Here is a 16,342-nt window from a genome sequence, read left to right as displayed (position 1 = left end):
TTCTTCTGTATTACTTCTTCTTCTTTTTAACAGTGGAAACTGCTTCTTTCACCGGTGCGGCTTTGGCCTGCATTTCGGCGATGGCCTTTTCAACCTGTGGTTTGTAGAAGTTGTAAGCTCCGTCCGGTGCGGCTGCGCCTACTGTCAATGCTTTTTGCGCTACGGGAATGGCTTCGGCGGTTTTGCCGAGTTTGTTCAAAATTTGCGCTTTGGTCCACAATGCACCGAATGATTCTTTCAAACCAATCGCTTTGTCGGCCAGTGATAGCGCTACCTGCAAATCTTTGCCTTTTGAAAGCAGGTATCCTGCTGTGCTCTGCAAAGTCGCAACGTCCTCCGGCTTTTCGGCCACGGCCTTGTTCAATGCGGTCAGTGTAAGTGATTCGGTGTTTACGGCGAGGGGAACTGGGATGTTGACGGAAGACCACGACAAATTCAGGAACGCCGTGCTATCCGTTACCGGCTCGATTTCGATTTTGAATGCCTCATTGTACTCATTCGAAGTAGGTACGACCATCGTGCGGGCAACGTCCTCGGATTCTTTGTAATTGTCGGAACCGCCCTGGTTGTAGTCTTTATTCAAAATAACCGTCCATGCTGCGCCGTTGGGGATCGAGAACAATGCATACTTGCCAGCCGGTACCTTTTTGCCTCCAAATGTGAACTCGGTGCTGGATTCGAAGATGGTCGCCATGTTGGCACCGGTACGCCAAATCTGATCGTAAGGGGCAAGGGCAGAGCCCTCGGCGAATACTTTGCGGCCTTTGATGAACGGACGGGAATATTTGACGGTGAAATCAGTTACGCCAACGGTTTGCATGACAGTAGCCGCGGGACTGGGCGCCGGCACGCGCTGCGCGACGGAAGTGGTTGCCAGCAAGGCAGCGAGGGACATGGATAATAGATACTTTTTCATTTGTGAATAAGGTGGTTTATTGCATTCAGTAGTTAAACTTGTGGTGAAATTAGAACGAAAAAACCAGATAGTCTAAATGAATAGGGACAGTTTGCTCGCATTGCTCGCATCGTATGAGCCGGAGCAGGGCTTAGAGGCTGAAATGCACAATGATACCGTCGATTTTGTAAAACAACATCCCGATTGTTTCGAAAGGAGCCTGCTGAAAGGCCATATTACCGCATCGGGCTGGGTGCTTTCGCCCGGAAAAGATTCGGTACTGCTCATGCACCACCGCAAGCTTGACCGCTGGTTCCAGCCCGGGGGGCACTGCGATGGCGACCCGGATGTGAAAGAAGTCGCCATGAAAGAGGTAATGGAAGAAACGGGTATAACCGATCTGCAAGCATTGAAAGACGGCATTTTCGACGTGGACGTGCATTTAATTCCCGCCAACAAAGACATACCCGAGCATTACCATTACGACATCCGCTTTGCATTCAAAGCAGCCGAGGGGCAGGAGATTGTATTGAACAGTGAATCCAAAGATGTGCAATGGGTACCTGTTTCGAAGGTCGGGGATTCCAATGACTCTGAGTCAATTATGCGGATGGTCAGAAAAACTACCGCTTTATAAATTTCAATGTCCTTTCCTGGTTATCGACTTTAAGGCGGACCAGATAAAGGCCCGATGCAAGCTGGCCGGTTGCGATAGTGTGTTTGGAATGAAGGCGGGTGGTTGCTGAATCCAAACTGGCGCCGCTCGCCGCATAGAGGCTTACATCCGCCATTTTGCCGATCAGCGTTTGCGGTATCGATAATGTCACCTGATCCAGTGCCGGATTGGGAGAGAGAATGACGGCACTCAGCAGTTCCCTTTCGGTACCCAGCGGAGAAAATTCGTTTTGGGCGATCTCCTGGGCCTTAATCAGGTTTGGAACGCCGTTGCCCAGTAAATTGTCGGGCGTTGCAGCCAGGTGCGCCGATTTCTTCAATACATAAATAACCTGCTGTGCCGTCAGGTTTGGAAACGCCTGCCAGAGAATGGCGGCAACACCGGCGATTTGCGGAGCGGAAAATGAAGTGCCATAGCCGCTGGAAGCACCGCCGACTAAGTCACCAATGATGGCTCCCGCGCCCACAGCCGAAACATCCGGTTTCCGGACGCCTGCGGAATTAGGTCCCGTCGAGCTTAATGATGCATAGCTGCGATCGTAGTTGGTCGCGCCCACGGTCAGTACCGAATCCACATCGGCGGGGGCGCCGATGTAATGCCAGCTGTTACTTCCGTCGTTACCCGCCGAATTCACGACCAGAATGCCCTTGCGTGTAGCGTAGCGCGCGGCGCGGCTCACGATGGTCGTCTTGCCATCCATGTCTTTGTAGGTGTGGTTGTATGCAGGCGTATCGAACTCATCATCGAAAGTGGTGTACCCGAGCGAGGAGTTGATTACGTCCGCACCGAGGCTGTCGGCACGTTCGGCACCCATAAGCCAGGTAATTTCCTCGTAGGGAGATTCGCCGGAGTTGTTTTCAGTAACATATAATGCAAATGAGGCCTTGAATGCGGAGCCGACCAAAGTTCCCGGCAGATAAGCGGCAATCGTAGACATTACGTTCAGGCCATGGAAGCCATCGTTGTAGATATTGCCGTCGCGGGCGACGAAATCGTGGGTGTCGACGATACGTTTCTCGTCGCGGACTTGTTTGAAATAGGCTACTTCATCGCCTTTGGCAAAACCGTTGTCGAGAATGGCAATGAGCATATTTTCACCCTGGTAGCCTTTTTTATGCAGGTCGGCCACGTCCATTAATGCCAGCTGATTATTCATTTTGCCGTAATCAATGTCTGCCGTGGTGCCTAGTTTTTGATGCGTGGCGGCCGTGCGGGCAATGCCGGGGGATTTGGACGTGATATTGGCAACCGGCAGGTTCAGTTCGATGCCCTTGTAAAACGGCATTTTCTTGATTTCGGCCAGTTGGGCAGCGGAAGCTTCCACTAATGCGCCATTGAACCAGCGGGTGGGATAGATGACTTTCGCGCCGAGCTGGCGGATGGCGAACAGGTAGCCGGCATTGACCGGCAAGTCATTTTCTGTAACAGGGATATTCTGTTTTTTCCGGCGGTCGACGGCCCTTTGCGAGAGAAACTCGGTTGGTTTGTCGACCGAATAGGTGCTGTTCGTTTTGTCTTTAAACAGAACCAGGTACCTCGGGTTGCTCTGCGCGGACGCAGCGGCTTGCGCAAGAAGTAATGTAAATGCTGTAAGCAGTAAAGTTTTTTTCATGGACGTGTTTTTTTGAAGCAACGTTCATCGCTTCTTTTTCCATATACTTTTCCAAAGGCAAAAGTGTGGAGGTTATCCTGTGGCTAGGCTACTTTTTCACCCGGTATGTCACGGCCGCCCAGGTGATCGCATTCGAACAGAGCGTTGATGCCGGGAAATGGCACGACAGTTTTGAGATAACCATAATTGTCCGCCAATGTAATGGTCTTGTTGTTATCTCCCATTGAAATATCGATATCCGCCATTCCGAACTGGCAGGGGTGCTCGTAACCGGATGCGTGGGTGATTTCGATGATTTCCTTCGCCAGCGTCTTCATGTAGTTGTTGAACCGCTCGCTCTTCAATGCGGGGTCGATGCCTGATTCCAGCCATTTGTTATTGGTAGCAATGCCGGTAGGGCACCGGTTGGTGTGGCAGGTCTGTGCCTGAATGCAGCCGATCGAAAGCATAGCTTCCCGGGCTACATTGATGATATCCGCGCCCATCGCAAATGCCATCACAGCCTGCGCGGGTAGCCCGAGCTTACCGGAAGCAATAAATGTGATCTTGTCGTTGAGGTTATGTTTCTGGAATATTTTGTAAACTGTACTAAATGCAAAAACGAGCGGCAGCGAAACGTGGTCCGCAAATGAGGGAGGTGCAGCACCCGTACCACCTTCCCCGCCATCGATGGTAATGAAATCCGGCCCTTTGCCGGTTTCGACCATCAGGTCGGCCAGCTCTTCCCACATTTCCGTTTTACCCACTGCGGATTTTATGCCCACCGGGAGACCGGTCGCGGCAGCCATTTTTTCAATAAAATCGACCATCCCGCGTACATCCGAAAATGCGCTGTGATAAGGGGGGGAAACAACGTCCTTTCCAATAGGTACTCCGCGAATTTCAGCGATTTCCGCCGTGATTTTGCTTGCTGGCAGCACACCGCCCTTGCCCGGTTTTGCACCTTGCGACAATTTCAGCTCGATCATGCGCACGGTCGGATTGTTCTGTGTCAGCTTCACCAGCTTCTCCATCACGAAGTTTCCGTCCTCATCGCGCACGCCGAAATAGGACGTACCCATATTAAAAACCACATCCGCGCCATATTTGTGGTAAGGTGAAAGGCCGCCTTCGCCGGTATTATGGTAGTTACCGAATTTGAAAGAACCCTTGTTCAAAGACTCGATCGCTCGGGCGGACAATGACCCGTAGCTCATCGCGCTCACATTTACGACCGAGCGGGGGCGGTACGGACGCTTGCGACCGTGGTGCGCGCCGATGACTTTGGCGCTCGGAATGGTATAATGATGCGGGTCGTTGCCGTTTTTAACGTGATGGCTGTGCGTCGAGTCCACCCGGTAGGGCAACATAGCTGGTTTGATAAACACATAGCCTGCTTCCTGCATATTCTGGTCGGTGCCGAAGCCTTGGTAGTTGTTCTCCTTTTTGGAAGAAGCGTAAATCCAGGAGCGCTGCCGGCGGTTGAACGGCAGCTCCTCCCGGTTGTTGGCTACAATGTACTGGCGCAATTCCGGCCCGATCGTCTCGATCATGTACCGGAAATGCCCTACCAGCGGAAAGTTATGCTGAATGGTGTGCTTTCGCTGCAAAATGTCCCTGAGGGCGATGATGATGGCGATGGCCACAATAACGTAAAGCCAAACAGGCACCGATGCCAGGAAAGACCAGACAGTTTCCATAAACAATTCCGAAATGATGAATATTTTAAACTTCCTCCCAGGTGGTAACCTTCGCGAGATCGTTCCAGTAACCGGGATAGGATTTCACGACCACGCCCGGCTCTTCGATCAGGATCGGGCTTACCATTCCTACGGGCGCAAAGGCCATCGCCATACGGTGATCGTCGTAGGTATGAATGGAAGGCACCGGATCGGTAGGGATGTCGGTAAGGGTCGTTACTTCGTATAAATGGTCTTTTTCGACTTCTTTCAGCTCTGCGCCCAGCTTTTTAAGTTCTTGCTGCAATGCGAAAATCCGGTCGGTTTCTTTGATTTTAAGGCTTTCTACGCCGGTCAGCGAAAGACGGATCTTCTTGATCGCGCAGATAACGGCCACGGTTTGCGCCAGATCAGGGCAGTTGGTGAAATCCCAGCCGAGCGATGCTTTCGGAGCAATTTTGGTCAAAAGCACGCCGCGATCGGTGAATACGCTTTCCACGCCGAGGTGGCGCATAATGTCGACAATGGCGCTGTCGCCTTGCAGCGAGTTTTTCTTCAATCCCAACAACTCCACTTCCGCATCGGCCGCCAATGCCACGATGCTGTACCAGTAGCTGGCACCCGACCAGTCGGATTCTATCGCATAAGGTTTGGGCTGGTATTTAAATGGCGGGATGGTTAAAGTATTGTGCTGCCAGTCGGCGACGTATTCGATGCCGAAATGCGCCATCTGGTTCAGCGTCATTTCAATGTAAGGACGTGAACCTACTTCGCCTTCGAGTCTGATCTTCAAACCGCTCGGAAGCTGTGGGGCGATCATCAGCAATGCAGAAATATACTGGCTGCTCACATCGCCGCGCATAGTCAGCTCATTGTTCCCAGAATAATTGAATCCATTCAGTTGGAGCGGCGGGTAGCCTTCCACTTTTTCGTAGGTAATATCCGCCCCGAGCTTACGCAGTGCGTCGACCAGGATCCCGATCGGGCGCTCACACATGCGAGGCGTGCCGGTCATGGTTTTTTTCTGGTTGGTCACCGCGAAATAGGCTGTCAGAAATCGCATGGTAGTACCGGCATCGATCACGTCCGCAACCGGATCATTTGAATTGAGCAGGCGGAGCATGGTTTGTGAGTCGCGGGCTTCGGAAATGTTCGTCAGCTCCGACTGGAAGCCGGTGAGCGCATTGATGATCAGCGCGCGGTTACATTCACTTTTGGATGCGGCAAGCTGTATTTCTGCACGTATGGGGTGTTGGGGGGGATGAACGAGAATGGATTTCACTTTTGAGTATGGTGTTTCTGCAATTAATAGGTTTCGAGCACTTTCAGTTTATTCCTGGAATTGATTTTCAGGGAAGCGAATGTGAATTTATAGCAAATATACCCCGCAGCCATAAGGGAACCGCCTATGACGAGCGTGGAAGTGTCTGTCGTGTAGCGTTTATTGTCGACGCCCTTATTGAAGAAATCGGCCCCGATAAAGATCAAACCGGCCAGCGGAAGCAATGGGGCTGCCTGCGAAATGAATGGAATCCTTCTGGAAACCTTCATGAGGCGAATGTCTTCCAATAATATTCTCTGGTAATCCACCCGGCCGACCGCTTCGTTCATGACTCCGATCGTGAAGGAAGAATCGTCCACCGCAGCGATCGTCTCGTTGAAACGGATCGTTTCATTCTTCATCCGAAACCTGATATTGTCACCTGGAAAGAACCGGTATCTGTGAAAGCCGCCGATGAAGGGGGAAGCGTCGAGCACCAGATATTTCTGCCCCGGCGTGGCGATCACCCGACTGCTGCTGCCCTGTTTCAGAAAGAGTTCTTCACTGGAAAGGGTCTTTTTGGGATCATAATGGTCTTGCGACCATGCTTTGATATTCCCCAGGAACAGCAAAACGACAATGGAAAGGAGTAGTCTCATAAGTACTAAAAGAATGGATCAAATATAGGGAATCATTCTCTTAAACGGGCACTACTGTTGCATTGTTGCGCATTAAAAACGGGTTAAACTAGTCTTCCTCAGCGGTTTCTTCCTTCGAAACCTTCACGGAGACACCACCGGATACAAGCATCTTCATCACATCGGTGGCCTTCGCGTCGACCGGCGTCACATGCTCTGCGGGAACAATGAAAAGCTCACCGGAGAGCGAGTAGGAGAGTGGCATGTACACTGCTACATGGTCGGCGATTTTGAGATGGCTCAGGTCGGTTTGGGTAATGAAGCCTATTTTTTTGATGTTGGTCTCCTTGTACATCGTGACCAATACCGGTTGGTTGAATTTCTTTTTATCTCCGACAAACGCCAGAATAAGGTCTTTGATCGAGTAGTATATCAAACTCACCAGCGGAAGGCGGCGCATAATGCTTTCGGTGAACTTGAAAAACGATTGCGGAACGATCGTCGAGAAAAAGAAGCCGAGCAGGATAATGCCGAAAACGATGATCAGCACACCAAGGCCGGGAAGATAAAGTGTTTGCTGATCGGAAATATTTACTTCAATGGGGAGGATATTGTCGAGGTATTCGATGCCCGTCCAGATAATAAGCAGGGTCGCATAGAGCGGCGCCACCAGCACGAGTCCCCGGATGAAGTAGCTGATGATGCGTTTGAGGAATGAGTTTTTAATTTCCATATTTGCACGCCGGGCGCGGACGGCTAGTTGCGGACGGCTAGTTGCGGCACGCAGGGCGCGCTGGTTGGCGGTACCGGCAAAATTAACAAGAAGTTGACTCATTTGACGTATATGTATCAGGCCAGTTATTTAAAACATTTTACCGAAGAAGTTTTTCTGGCGATAGGATGTTCTCCGGAAGAGGCCCGGCTTGCTTCCGAAGTGTTGGTCAGCGCGGATTTGCGTGGTGTGGATTCTCATGGCATTGCCCGACTGGCTGGTTATGTAAGGCTGTACGATCACGGCCGTTTGAACCCGAAACCGAATGTTACCATTGCCTATGAAACTCCCAGCACTGCCGTTGTCGATGGCGACCGTGGATTGGGGTTGGTAGTAGCACCGAAGGCGATGGAGATTGCGATGGAAAAGGCGGAGAAAGTTGGTTCGGGCTGGGTGTCTGTCAGGAATTCAAACCACTTTGGTATTGCCGGCTACCATGCGATGCTTGCATTGCAAAAGGATATGATCGGCTGGACGATGACCAATGCGGCCCCGCTGGTTACGCCCACGTTTTCGCTGGATAAATTATTAGGTACAAACCCGATTGCCGTTGCAGTGCCCGCATTGACAGAGCCTGCCTTTGTGGCAGATTTTGCATCGACAGCCGTGGCATACGGCAAGTTTGAAATACTACAAAGAAAAGGCCTTCCTGCGCCACTCGGATGGGCACAGGATGCAGACGGTAACCCTACGACGGATTCTAATGCAGTGAAAAGCGGGGGTGGCTTGCTGCCCCTCGGGTCCGACCGCGAGCATGGCAGTCATAAGGGATACGGTCTTGGCGCCATCGTCGACATATTTTCCGGAGTGCTTTCCGGCGCTAACTTTGGTCCGTGGGTGCCGCCGTTCGCTACCGCAGGTTTTATGGGCGTACAGCAGAGTGTAGGGCTTGGTACCGGGCATTTCCTGGGTGCAATGCGCGTGGATGGTTTTCGGCCAGCCGATGAATTTAAGGCAGATATGGACAAATGGATCGGCGCGTTCCGGCACGCGCGGGCCGTGGACGGCGAAAAGGTGCTGATCCCAGGCGATCCTGAAAGAGAAATGGAAGCGGAGCGCAGCGTGAAGGGTATCAAGCTGCTCGAACCGGTAGTTTTGTCACTCGACGAATTGGCGAAGCGTTTCGGCATACCATTTGAAATCAATTTGTAACAAAAAAAAACAGAAACAGCCGACGGCCGATCGCCGGAAGCCGAGAGCCCAATAATATGTCTCGTAACTTTAAAGTAGGATTGTTCGTTACCATCGCGATCCTCGCCACCACATTCTCCTTCTACTTCTGGCAGATCTTTCGGACGCCGAATTTGCAGGTAGACAAAAAATCGAGCTTCGTGTTGCTCGTGCCCGAAAATGCAACCTATAAAACAGTGTTGGATTCATTGAACAGATATGAGGTCATCAACGACCATATCTCGTTCCAGTTTCTGGCTAAATTTTTAAAGTACACGGAAAAAGTGAAACCTGGGCGCTATGTGATCAAGCCCGAAAGTAACAACTACGAGGTGATCAAAAAACTGTCGTCGGGCAGCCAGGATGCCGTGAAGCTGACATTCAATAATATCCGTTTGAAGGAAGATCTTATCAAACGAATTGGCGCCCGCTTCGAATTCGGGGAAGACCAATTCCGCAAAGCATTGAACGACCCTGCCGTTTGCAATAAATACGGACTCGATACGGCAACCATCGTATCGATGTTCCTGCCTAATACCTACGAAATTTACTGGACCACAGGCACCGAGAAGTTTCTGGACCGCATGCACAGCGAGTACAAGAAATATTGGTCCGATGAGAAAGTCGCCAAGGCAAAGGAAATCGGTTTGACACCTGTTCAGGTTTCGATTCTGGCTTCCATTGTAGAAGAGGAGCAAGCCAAAAAGGTAGATGAACGCCCTCGCGTGGCTGGTTTGTACATCAACCGCCTCCACGCGAATATGCCCTTGCAAGCTGACCCGACCATTAAATTCGCATTGGGTGATTTCGGCATCAAACGTATCCTGAACCAGATGTTGCTAATCAAATCGCCTTATAATACTTATGTTAATACGGGTTTGCCTCCCGGCCCGATCCGTGTGGCGGATTTTAACTCGCTGGATGCGGTGTTGAACTACGAAAAGCACGATTATATTTATATGTGCGCCAAAGCGGACCTTTCCAACTACCACGCTTTTGCCACCAACTATACCGACCACCTCAACAATGCGCGCCTTTACCAGGCAGAGTTGAACCGGTTGAAAATCATGAAGTAAGGATGTTTGTTCACGAAGTTAAGGGAATCAGGGTGCGGTATGCAGATACCGACCAAATGGGATATGTGTATTATGGAAATTATGCGCGGTATTATGAAATCGGCAGGGTAGAGGCCTTGCGTAGCCTGGATTTTCATTACAAAGCCATGGAAGACCAGGGTGTGATGATGCCGGTTTATGAAAGCCATTTCAAATACCTGAAACCCGCCCGGTACGACGACGAGCTGAATATTCTGGTTAAAATCGAGGAGCTGCCCGGAGTGCGTATCCGGTTTGTCTACGAAATCCGCAACCAGGAACGCGTTTTGCTCAATACCGGCGACACTACTCTTGTTTTCCAGCGAAAGGATACGGGCAAATTATGCCCGGCGCCCGATAAGCTGCTGGAAAAACTGAAACCCTATTTTGAATCCAAGGGATAATAGGCAGCCGGCTATGCTTGAAAAACTGTTGAGAAACCGCCAAATCAAGCGCATTATCATCTGGTTGCAGCAAACAATGCTGTTCCGGGGAACGGTATCGCTATATGATATCATTCTGAATCTGGTTCACAGTAATGAGAAATACGAGATCGACCAGCGGGCGTCGGCAGTAGCTTACAGCCTGACACTGGCTGCGTTTCCGGGGATAATTTTCCTTTTTACCCTCATTCCTTATATCCCGATTGAAAATCTGGACCAGCTGATCCTCGGAATGCTCCGTGATAATATGCCGCGCGGGACTTTTGAGGCGACCGACCAGACGATCCTGGATATAGTGAGTCGTCCGCGTTCAGGCGTGCTTTCGCTCGGTTTTATTTTCGCGATGATCGCTTCCACGAATGGGATGATGTCGCTTATGAGGGCTTTCGATATGGTGTATGACGACACGGAGACCCGTGGGTTCCTGGCGATCCGGGGTACTGCGATGTTGCTGACGTTGCTGCTGATCGCGGTGCTTTTGCTTTCGGTGGTTTTGCTGATCGTGGGTGACGCCGTGATGAATATCGTCGGCGATTGGCACATTATCCGCGACAACTGGCTGATTGCTCTGCTGAACGTCACCCGTTACCTGATCAGCTTTGGCTCGCTGATGCTGACGATTTCCATTATCTACCGCTTCGGTCCCTCGCACGGGCGGCAATTCTCGTTCGTGAATGCCGGCTCGGTGATCGCTTCCGTTCTTATTCTCGCGGCTACTTACGGGTTTTCATTCTATTTGTCGCGTTTCAGTTCCTATAACAAACTCTACGGCTCGATCGGCACGATGATTGCGCTGATGATCTGGATTTATCTGCTTGCATTTGTAATTATTCTGGGTTTTGAAATCAATGCAAGCATCACCCGGGCGCGTAGCCATGCAACTTCCAGGCGCGCGGTAAAGCGGTGATTTGCCGGATAATAACATTATCGGCATCTCCCGTTTGTTGTTGGTAATTTTGTGCTGCGGTGCCCTTATTCCCCTCCGAATCCACCACCGTAATTGAAGGGACCGCATGGAGAGCACGACATGACAAACTTAGAAAAACCACTCGTTACAGTTATCCTGACGGCATATAATCAGGAAAAGTACATTGAGGAAGCGTTGACTTCCGTTTTTTACCAGACTTACCCATACATCCAGCTGATCGTTGTCGACAATGCGAGTAAGGATAACACGTTGGGTGTCATCGAGAGTTTTAAAGGGAAGGCGCCCGCCTTTCAGGTAATCCGCAATCGCCACAACGTAGGCCTCTGCCGCGCATTTAACCAGGGGCTTTCGATCGCCCAGGGCAAGTACGTGATCGATCTTTCGGGCGACGACGTGATGATCGCCGACCGGATCGAAAAACAAGTAGAAGCATTCGAAGGGCTTTCAGAGAGCTACGCCGTCGTATTTACAAATGCGCGTTACATCGGAAAAGCCGGCCAACTGCTGCATAATCACTATGGGACCGATAGTATCGGAAAAGCAACCTGCCCGGTACCTTCAGGAGATGTTTACAAAAATATCCTCGAACGGTATTTCATTTGCACACCTACGATGATGATGCGGACAAACGTATTACAGCAGTTGGGCGGCTACGACGAAACCCTCGCCTTCGAAGATTTCGATTTCTGGGTCCGGTCTTCGGTCCGTTTCAAATACTTCTACCTCGACGAAATCCTCACCAAAAAGCGCGTGCTCAAAACTTCTCTTTCGACGGGCGTTTACAAAAAGGGGAGCGGAATGTTGCAATCCTATTACGCGGTTTGCAACAAGGCTTATGATCTCAACCGCGATCAGAAAGAGTTCGATCTTTTGGCGGCGCGCATACGTACATTTATTCGAAAATGTCTGTACGCACAGGAGTTCGAATTGGCCGTGCGGTTTCGCCGGTTATTGAACTATATCGAGAATCCCGGCTTGCAGACTGAGCTGATCGTACTGATGTGCAGGCTGCATTTGCCGGTGAATTTCGCTTACAGGTTCTACATCGAAAACTTAAAAAAAATGACGCCGCAGGAAGGATTTGCATTTTGATTTTGTTAACTCAAAAAGTAAAATTCCCTTATGCCTGCTGAGTTTGTTAAAATTTATCCTCAAAATCCTGACGAGCGCCGAATCCGTCAGGTCGTAGATTGTCTGAGAAATGGTGGTCTGGTGATTTACCCGACCGATACCGTGTACGGTCTTGGCTGCGATATTTATAACACACGTGCGGTCGAGAAAATAGCGCGTATCAAAGGTGTTAAACCTCAGAAAAATGACTTTTCATTTATTTGCTACGACCTGAGTCACATTTCCGACTTTGCGAAAGTGGGGAATACTGCTTTTAAAACGATGAAAAGGGTGCTTCCAGGACCGTACACGTTCATTCTGGAGGCCACGAGCAATGTGCCCAAGCTGTTGAATACGAATAAAAAGACGGTTGGAATCAGGGTGCCAGACAACCTTATTCCCCGTTTGATCGTAAAAGATCTTGGGAACCCGATCGTGACGACTTCCATCCGGGACGACGACGAGATCATCGAGTATTCAACCGACCCCGAACTGATATTCGAGAAGTTTCAGCACCAAGTCGATATGGTCGTTGACGGGGGGTACGGAGGCAACGTCGCGTCAACGATTGTGAAGGCGGATGGCGATGATTTCGAGATCATCCGGGAAGGCCTGGGCGATGTAAGTATCTTCCTTTGAGATCAAAAATTGTAATGATTTAAGTTGCTGTTGAACATTGTTGACTGTGCAAAATAATTATTATAAATTTTTTGATAATATCATAAGCCTTTACCATATTTGATAGTGTCAGAATTTTTGATTAAAGAGGATCAGTCCACGGAAGTACGGATTGAATTGCAGTATCTGCCTTGTTTAGAGTATTTTACCTGTATATTAAAGTACGACCGGGTCTACATCGATATTGAGGAGAGGTATGTGAAGCAGACTTACAGAAATCGCTGCAATGTACTCACTACCAATAAAATAGATACGCTGACGATCCCGGTAAAAGGATATGAGGCAGCGAGCTCCACGAAAGATATTTTGATCGACTATAACCAGGATTGGACGAGACGCCATCTGGGTTGCCTGCAGTCAGCCTACGGAAAGTCCCCGTTTTACGAGTATTACGTCCATGAATTCATGCGCGTTTACGAAAAGAAGCTGGCATACCTCGTCGATTTGAACTATGAATTGTTGACAATTTGTCTTAGATTGACTGGTATAAAAAAGGACATTCGGTACAATTTGTCAGGTGAAATAATCGCTGAAAAACACGTAGTAAACGATATTTCACTCATAAACAACAGAAAACAGCCGAATTTGCATAAATATTACAGCCCTGCGCCTTATTACCAGACCTTCGGGAATGATTTTGTGGGGAATTTAAGTATTGTTGATTTACTGTTTAATATGGGGCCGGAAGCAAAAAGTGTTTTGTTAAGATCCTGTAAGTCTCAATAAAGCTATTTTGAACAAACGGGGATCAAGTAGCGTTTAGAATACATAAACACTTTTTATTGCTACACAATGGAAGCAAAATTTTCGAATAGAGTGAAAGAGGTAATCTCAATGAGCCGGGAAGAAGCCCTCCGCCTGGGTCACGATTACATTGGTGCAGAACACTTGTTATTAGGAATGATCCGTGAGGGTGATGGTGTAGCCATAGGGTTGCTGAAAAAACTTGGTGTGTCGCTGGACGATGTCCGCCAGACGATCGAGCAGGCAACTAAAGGTGCAGCCACAAACAACGTAAAAAATTTACAAAATATCCCTCTGACAAGGCAGTCGGAGAAGGTATTGAAGATTACATATCTGGAAGCCAAGATTTTCAAAAGCACGCTCATCGGCACCGAGCATTTGCTTCTTTCGATATTGCGTGACGAGGACAATGTAGGGACCCAGATATTGCACAAGTTCAATGTTAACTACGAAGTCATCAAGGAAATGTTAGAATATCAATCATCCGGATCCAGACCTCATATGGGGCCGGAGACCGAAGACGGGGATGATGAAGCCAGAGGCGGAATGTTTGGAGGTGGAAGTGGCTCTTCTTCCGGTAAAGAATCCAAAGGTGCTGAAAAATCCCGTACACCTGTCCTGGATAACTTTGGGAGGGATTTAACCAAAATGGCGGAAGTTGGCAAGCTAGACCCGATCGTTGGACGTGAGAAAGAGATCGAACGTGTTGCGCAGATCCTCAGCCGCCGTAAAAAGAATAACCCGATCCTGATCGGTGAGCCGGGCGTTGGTAAAACAGCCATCGCGGAAGGTCTTGCATTGCGGATCGTTCAGAAAAAAGTATCCCGCGTGCTTTTCGGCAAGCGTGTTGTGACGCTGGATCTGGCTTCGCTGGTAGCAGGTACCAAATACCGCGGCCAGTTTGAAGAAAGAATGAAGGCCGTCATGAACGAGCTGGAAAAGTCACCGGATGTGATCCTGTTTATCGACGAGCTGCACACGATCGTGGGTGCGGGTGGTGCTTCGGGCTCGCTGGACGCTTCGAACATGTTCAAGCCGGCATTGTCACGCGGAGAAATTCAATGTATCGGAGCTACCACGCTGGACGAATACCGCCAGTACATTGAAAAAGACGGCGCATTGGCCCGTCGTTTCCAGATGGTGATGGTGGACGCTACTTCAATTGAAGAAACGATCCAGATCCTGACCAATATCAAGGACAAATATGAAGATCACCACCATGTAAACTATACACCTGAGGCGATCAGCACGGCGGTGAAACTTTCTGAAAGATATATCACGGACCGCTTCCTGCCTGATAAGGCCATCGACGTACTCGATGAAGTAGGTGCACGTGTCCATATCAGCAACATTACCGTTCCGGAGGATATCCTGGTGCTCGAAGAACAGATCGAGAACATCAAACAGGAGAAAAACCGGGTGGTAAAGAGCCAGAAATACGAGGAGGCTGCCCAATTGAGAGATCGTGAGAAAAAGCTGATCGATCAACTCGAAAGAGCTAAGCTGGCATGGGAAGAGGAAACCAAGCAGAAACGCTATACAGTTACCGAACACAATGTGGCCGAGGTAGTAGCGATGATGACCGGTATTCCGGTAACCAACGTGTCAATGGACGAAGGCAAGAAATTGCTGAACATGGCCGACGAGCTGAAAGCGAAGGTTATCGGTCAGGATCCGCCGATTGAGAAACTAGTAAAAGCGATTCAGAGAACCCGTGTAGGTTTGAAAGATCCTAAGAAACCAATCGGTTCATTCATTTTCCTTGGACCAACCGGTGTAGGTAAAACAGAGCTTGCAAAGGTATTGTCGACCTACCTGTTCGATAAAGACGACTCGCTGGTGCGTATCGATATGAGCGAATACATGGAGAAATTCAGCGTATCGCGTCTGGTTGGAGCTCCTCCGGGATATGTGGGCTACGAGGAAGGTGGCCAGTTGACCGAAAAAATCCGCCGCAAGCCATACAGTGTTGTACTGCTTGACGAGATCGAAAAAGCGCACCCGGATGTGTTCAATATCCTGTTGCAAGTACTCGACGACGGTATTTTGACGGATGGTTTGGGAAGAAGAGTCGATTTCAGAAATACCATCATTATCATGACTTCGAACATCGGAGCGCGTGACTTGAAGGATTTCGGAACCGGAATCGGTTTCTCTACGAAAGCAAGATCCGAGAACCAGGACGACATTATGAAAGGAACCATCCAGAGCGCATTGCGGAAAGCATTCTCGCCTGAGTTCCTCAACCGTCTCGACGATGTGATTGTGTTCAACTCGCTGCAACGCGAAGATCTGCACCGCATTATCGATATTTCACTGGGCAAATTGTTTAGCCGTGTGAAAGGTCTTGGATACGAAATTGAATTGACAATCGCTGCGAAGGATTTCTTGTCCGAAAAAGGTTACGATCCACAGTACGGAGCGCGTCCTTTGAACCGGGCGATCCAAAAATATCTGGAAGATCCCGTCGCAGAAGAAATACTGAAAGGCGACCTGCGCGAAGGCGATGTGTTGGTTGCCGATCATGAAGAAAAGAGTGAACAACTCGTTATCAGTGTTCGCAAAAAAGAAGAAGAACTCGCAAACTAGATTTTGCATCGTTCTGAAAGCACTAAGTAGCTTGAAGGCAGGTCGGAAGACCTGCCTTTTTTTGTTATATTTAG

General features: G+C 49.5%; 15 protein-coding genes. 9 read left to right on the top strand and 6 right to left on the bottom strand.

What is annotated here, in order from left to right:
- Positions 1–10: 10 nt before the first annotated feature.
- Positions 11–916, bottom strand: coding sequence for a DUF2911 domain-containing protein (locus AAHB90_RS21780; protein WP_342087320.1), 906 nt, complete (start codon positions 914–916; stop codon positions 11–13).
- A 76-nt stretch (positions 917–992) separates the two neighbouring features.
- Between AAHB90_RS21780 and AAHB90_RS21775 the strand changes: the two genes are divergently transcribed.
- Positions 993–1,532, top strand: a complete 540-nt coding sequence (locus tag AAHB90_RS21775) for an NUDIX hydrolase (protein WP_342087319.1) — start codon at positions 993–995, stop codon at positions 1,530–1,532.
- On the opposite strand, the gene AAHB90_RS21770 is transcribed toward AAHB90_RS21775, so the two are convergent.
- The 5 genes from AAHB90_RS21770 to AAHB90_RS21750 all read right to left on the bottom strand — a co-directional run bounded on the left by AAHB90_RS21770 (position 1,519) and on the right by AAHB90_RS21750 (position 7,575).
- Positions 1,519–3,183, bottom strand: coding sequence for a S8 family peptidase (locus AAHB90_RS21770; RefSeq protein ID WP_342087318.1), 1,665 nt, complete (start codon positions 3,181–3,183; stop codon positions 1,519–1,521). The genes AAHB90_RS21775 and AAHB90_RS21770 overlap by 14 nt on opposite strands.
- An 83-nt stretch (positions 3,184–3,266) precedes the next feature.
- Positions 3,267–4,862 (bottom strand): FMN-binding glutamate synthase family protein, encoded by a 1,596-nt coding sequence (locus AAHB90_RS21765; protein WP_342087317.1) that lies wholly within the window; start codon positions 4,860–4,862, stop codon positions 3,267–3,269.
- A gap of 25 nt (positions 4,863–4,887) precedes the next feature.
- Positions 4,888–6,123 (bottom strand): 3-phosphoshikimate 1-carboxyvinyltransferase, encoded by a 1,236-nt coding sequence (locus tag AAHB90_RS21760; protein ID WP_342087316.1) that lies wholly within the window; start codon positions 6,121–6,123, stop codon positions 4,888–4,890.
- Positions 6,124–6,146: 23 nt separating this feature from the next.
- Positions 6,147–6,761: a hypothetical protein gene (locus tag AAHB90_RS21755; protein ID WP_342087315.1), complete on the bottom strand. Its 615-nt coding sequence runs from the start codon at positions 6,759–6,761 to the stop codon at positions 6,147–6,149.
- An 88-nt stretch (positions 6,762–6,849) separates the two neighbouring features.
- Positions 6,850–7,575 (bottom strand): DUF502 domain-containing protein, encoded by a 726-nt coding sequence (locus AAHB90_RS21750; protein WP_342087314.1) that lies wholly within the window; start codon positions 7,573–7,575, stop codon positions 6,850–6,852.
- A gap of 9 nt (positions 7,576–7,584) precedes the next feature.
- Between AAHB90_RS21750 and AAHB90_RS21745 the strand changes: the two genes are divergently transcribed.
- The 8 genes from AAHB90_RS21745 (at position 7,585) to AAHB90_RS21710 (ending at position 16,268) form a co-directional block, all read left to right on the top strand.
- Positions 7,585–8,664, top strand: coding sequence for an Ldh family oxidoreductase (locus AAHB90_RS21745; protein ID WP_342087313.1), 1,080 nt, complete (start codon positions 7,585–7,587; stop codon positions 8,662–8,664).
- A 56-nt stretch (positions 8,665–8,720) separates the two neighbouring features.
- Positions 8,721–9,758, top strand: coding sequence for an endolytic transglycosylase MltG (gene mltG, locus AAHB90_RS21740; protein WP_342087311.1), 1,038 nt, complete (start codon positions 8,721–8,723; stop codon positions 9,756–9,758).
- Between the two features lie 2 nt (positions 9,759–9,760).
- Entirely contained in the window at positions 9,761–10,180 is a 420-nt protein-coding gene (locus AAHB90_RS21735) for an acyl-CoA thioesterase (RefSeq protein ID WP_342087310.1), read from the top strand.
- 13 nt (positions 10,181–10,193) lie between these two features.
- Positions 10,194–11,126, top strand: a complete 933-nt coding sequence (locus tag AAHB90_RS21730) for a YihY/virulence factor BrkB family protein (protein WP_342087309.1) — start codon at positions 10,194–10,196, stop codon at positions 11,124–11,126.
- Positions 11,127–11,246: 120 nt separating this feature from the next.
- Positions 11,247–12,239, top strand: a complete 993-nt coding sequence (locus AAHB90_RS21725; RefSeq protein WP_342087308.1) for a glycosyltransferase family 2 protein — start codon at positions 11,247–11,249, stop codon at positions 12,237–12,239.
- A gap of 30 nt (positions 12,240–12,269) precedes the next feature.
- Positions 12,270–12,896, top strand: a complete 627-nt coding sequence (locus AAHB90_RS21720; protein ID WP_342087307.1) for an L-threonylcarbamoyladenylate synthase — start codon at positions 12,270–12,272, stop codon at positions 12,894–12,896.
- 105 nt (positions 12,897–13,001) lie between these two features.
- Complete coding sequence (locus tag AAHB90_RS21715; RefSeq protein ID WP_342087306.1) at positions 13,002–13,661, top strand: WbqC family protein; 660 nt, start codon at positions 13,002–13,004, stop codon at positions 13,659–13,661.
- A gap of 66 nt (positions 13,662–13,727) precedes the next feature.
- Complete coding sequence (locus tag AAHB90_RS21710) at positions 13,728–16,268, top strand: ATP-dependent Clp protease ATP-binding subunit (RefSeq protein ID WP_342087304.1); 2,541 nt, start codon at positions 13,728–13,730, stop codon at positions 16,266–16,268.
- The last annotated feature ends 74 nt before the right edge of the window (positions 16,269–16,342 follow it).

Source organism: Dyadobacter sp. OTU695 (assembly GCF_038440355.1).
In the GTDB taxonomy this organism is placed as follows: Bacteria; Bacteroidota; Bacteroidia; order Cytophagales; family Spirosomataceae; genus Dyadobacter.
This window is presented reverse-complemented; position numbering and strand designations above follow the sequence as displayed.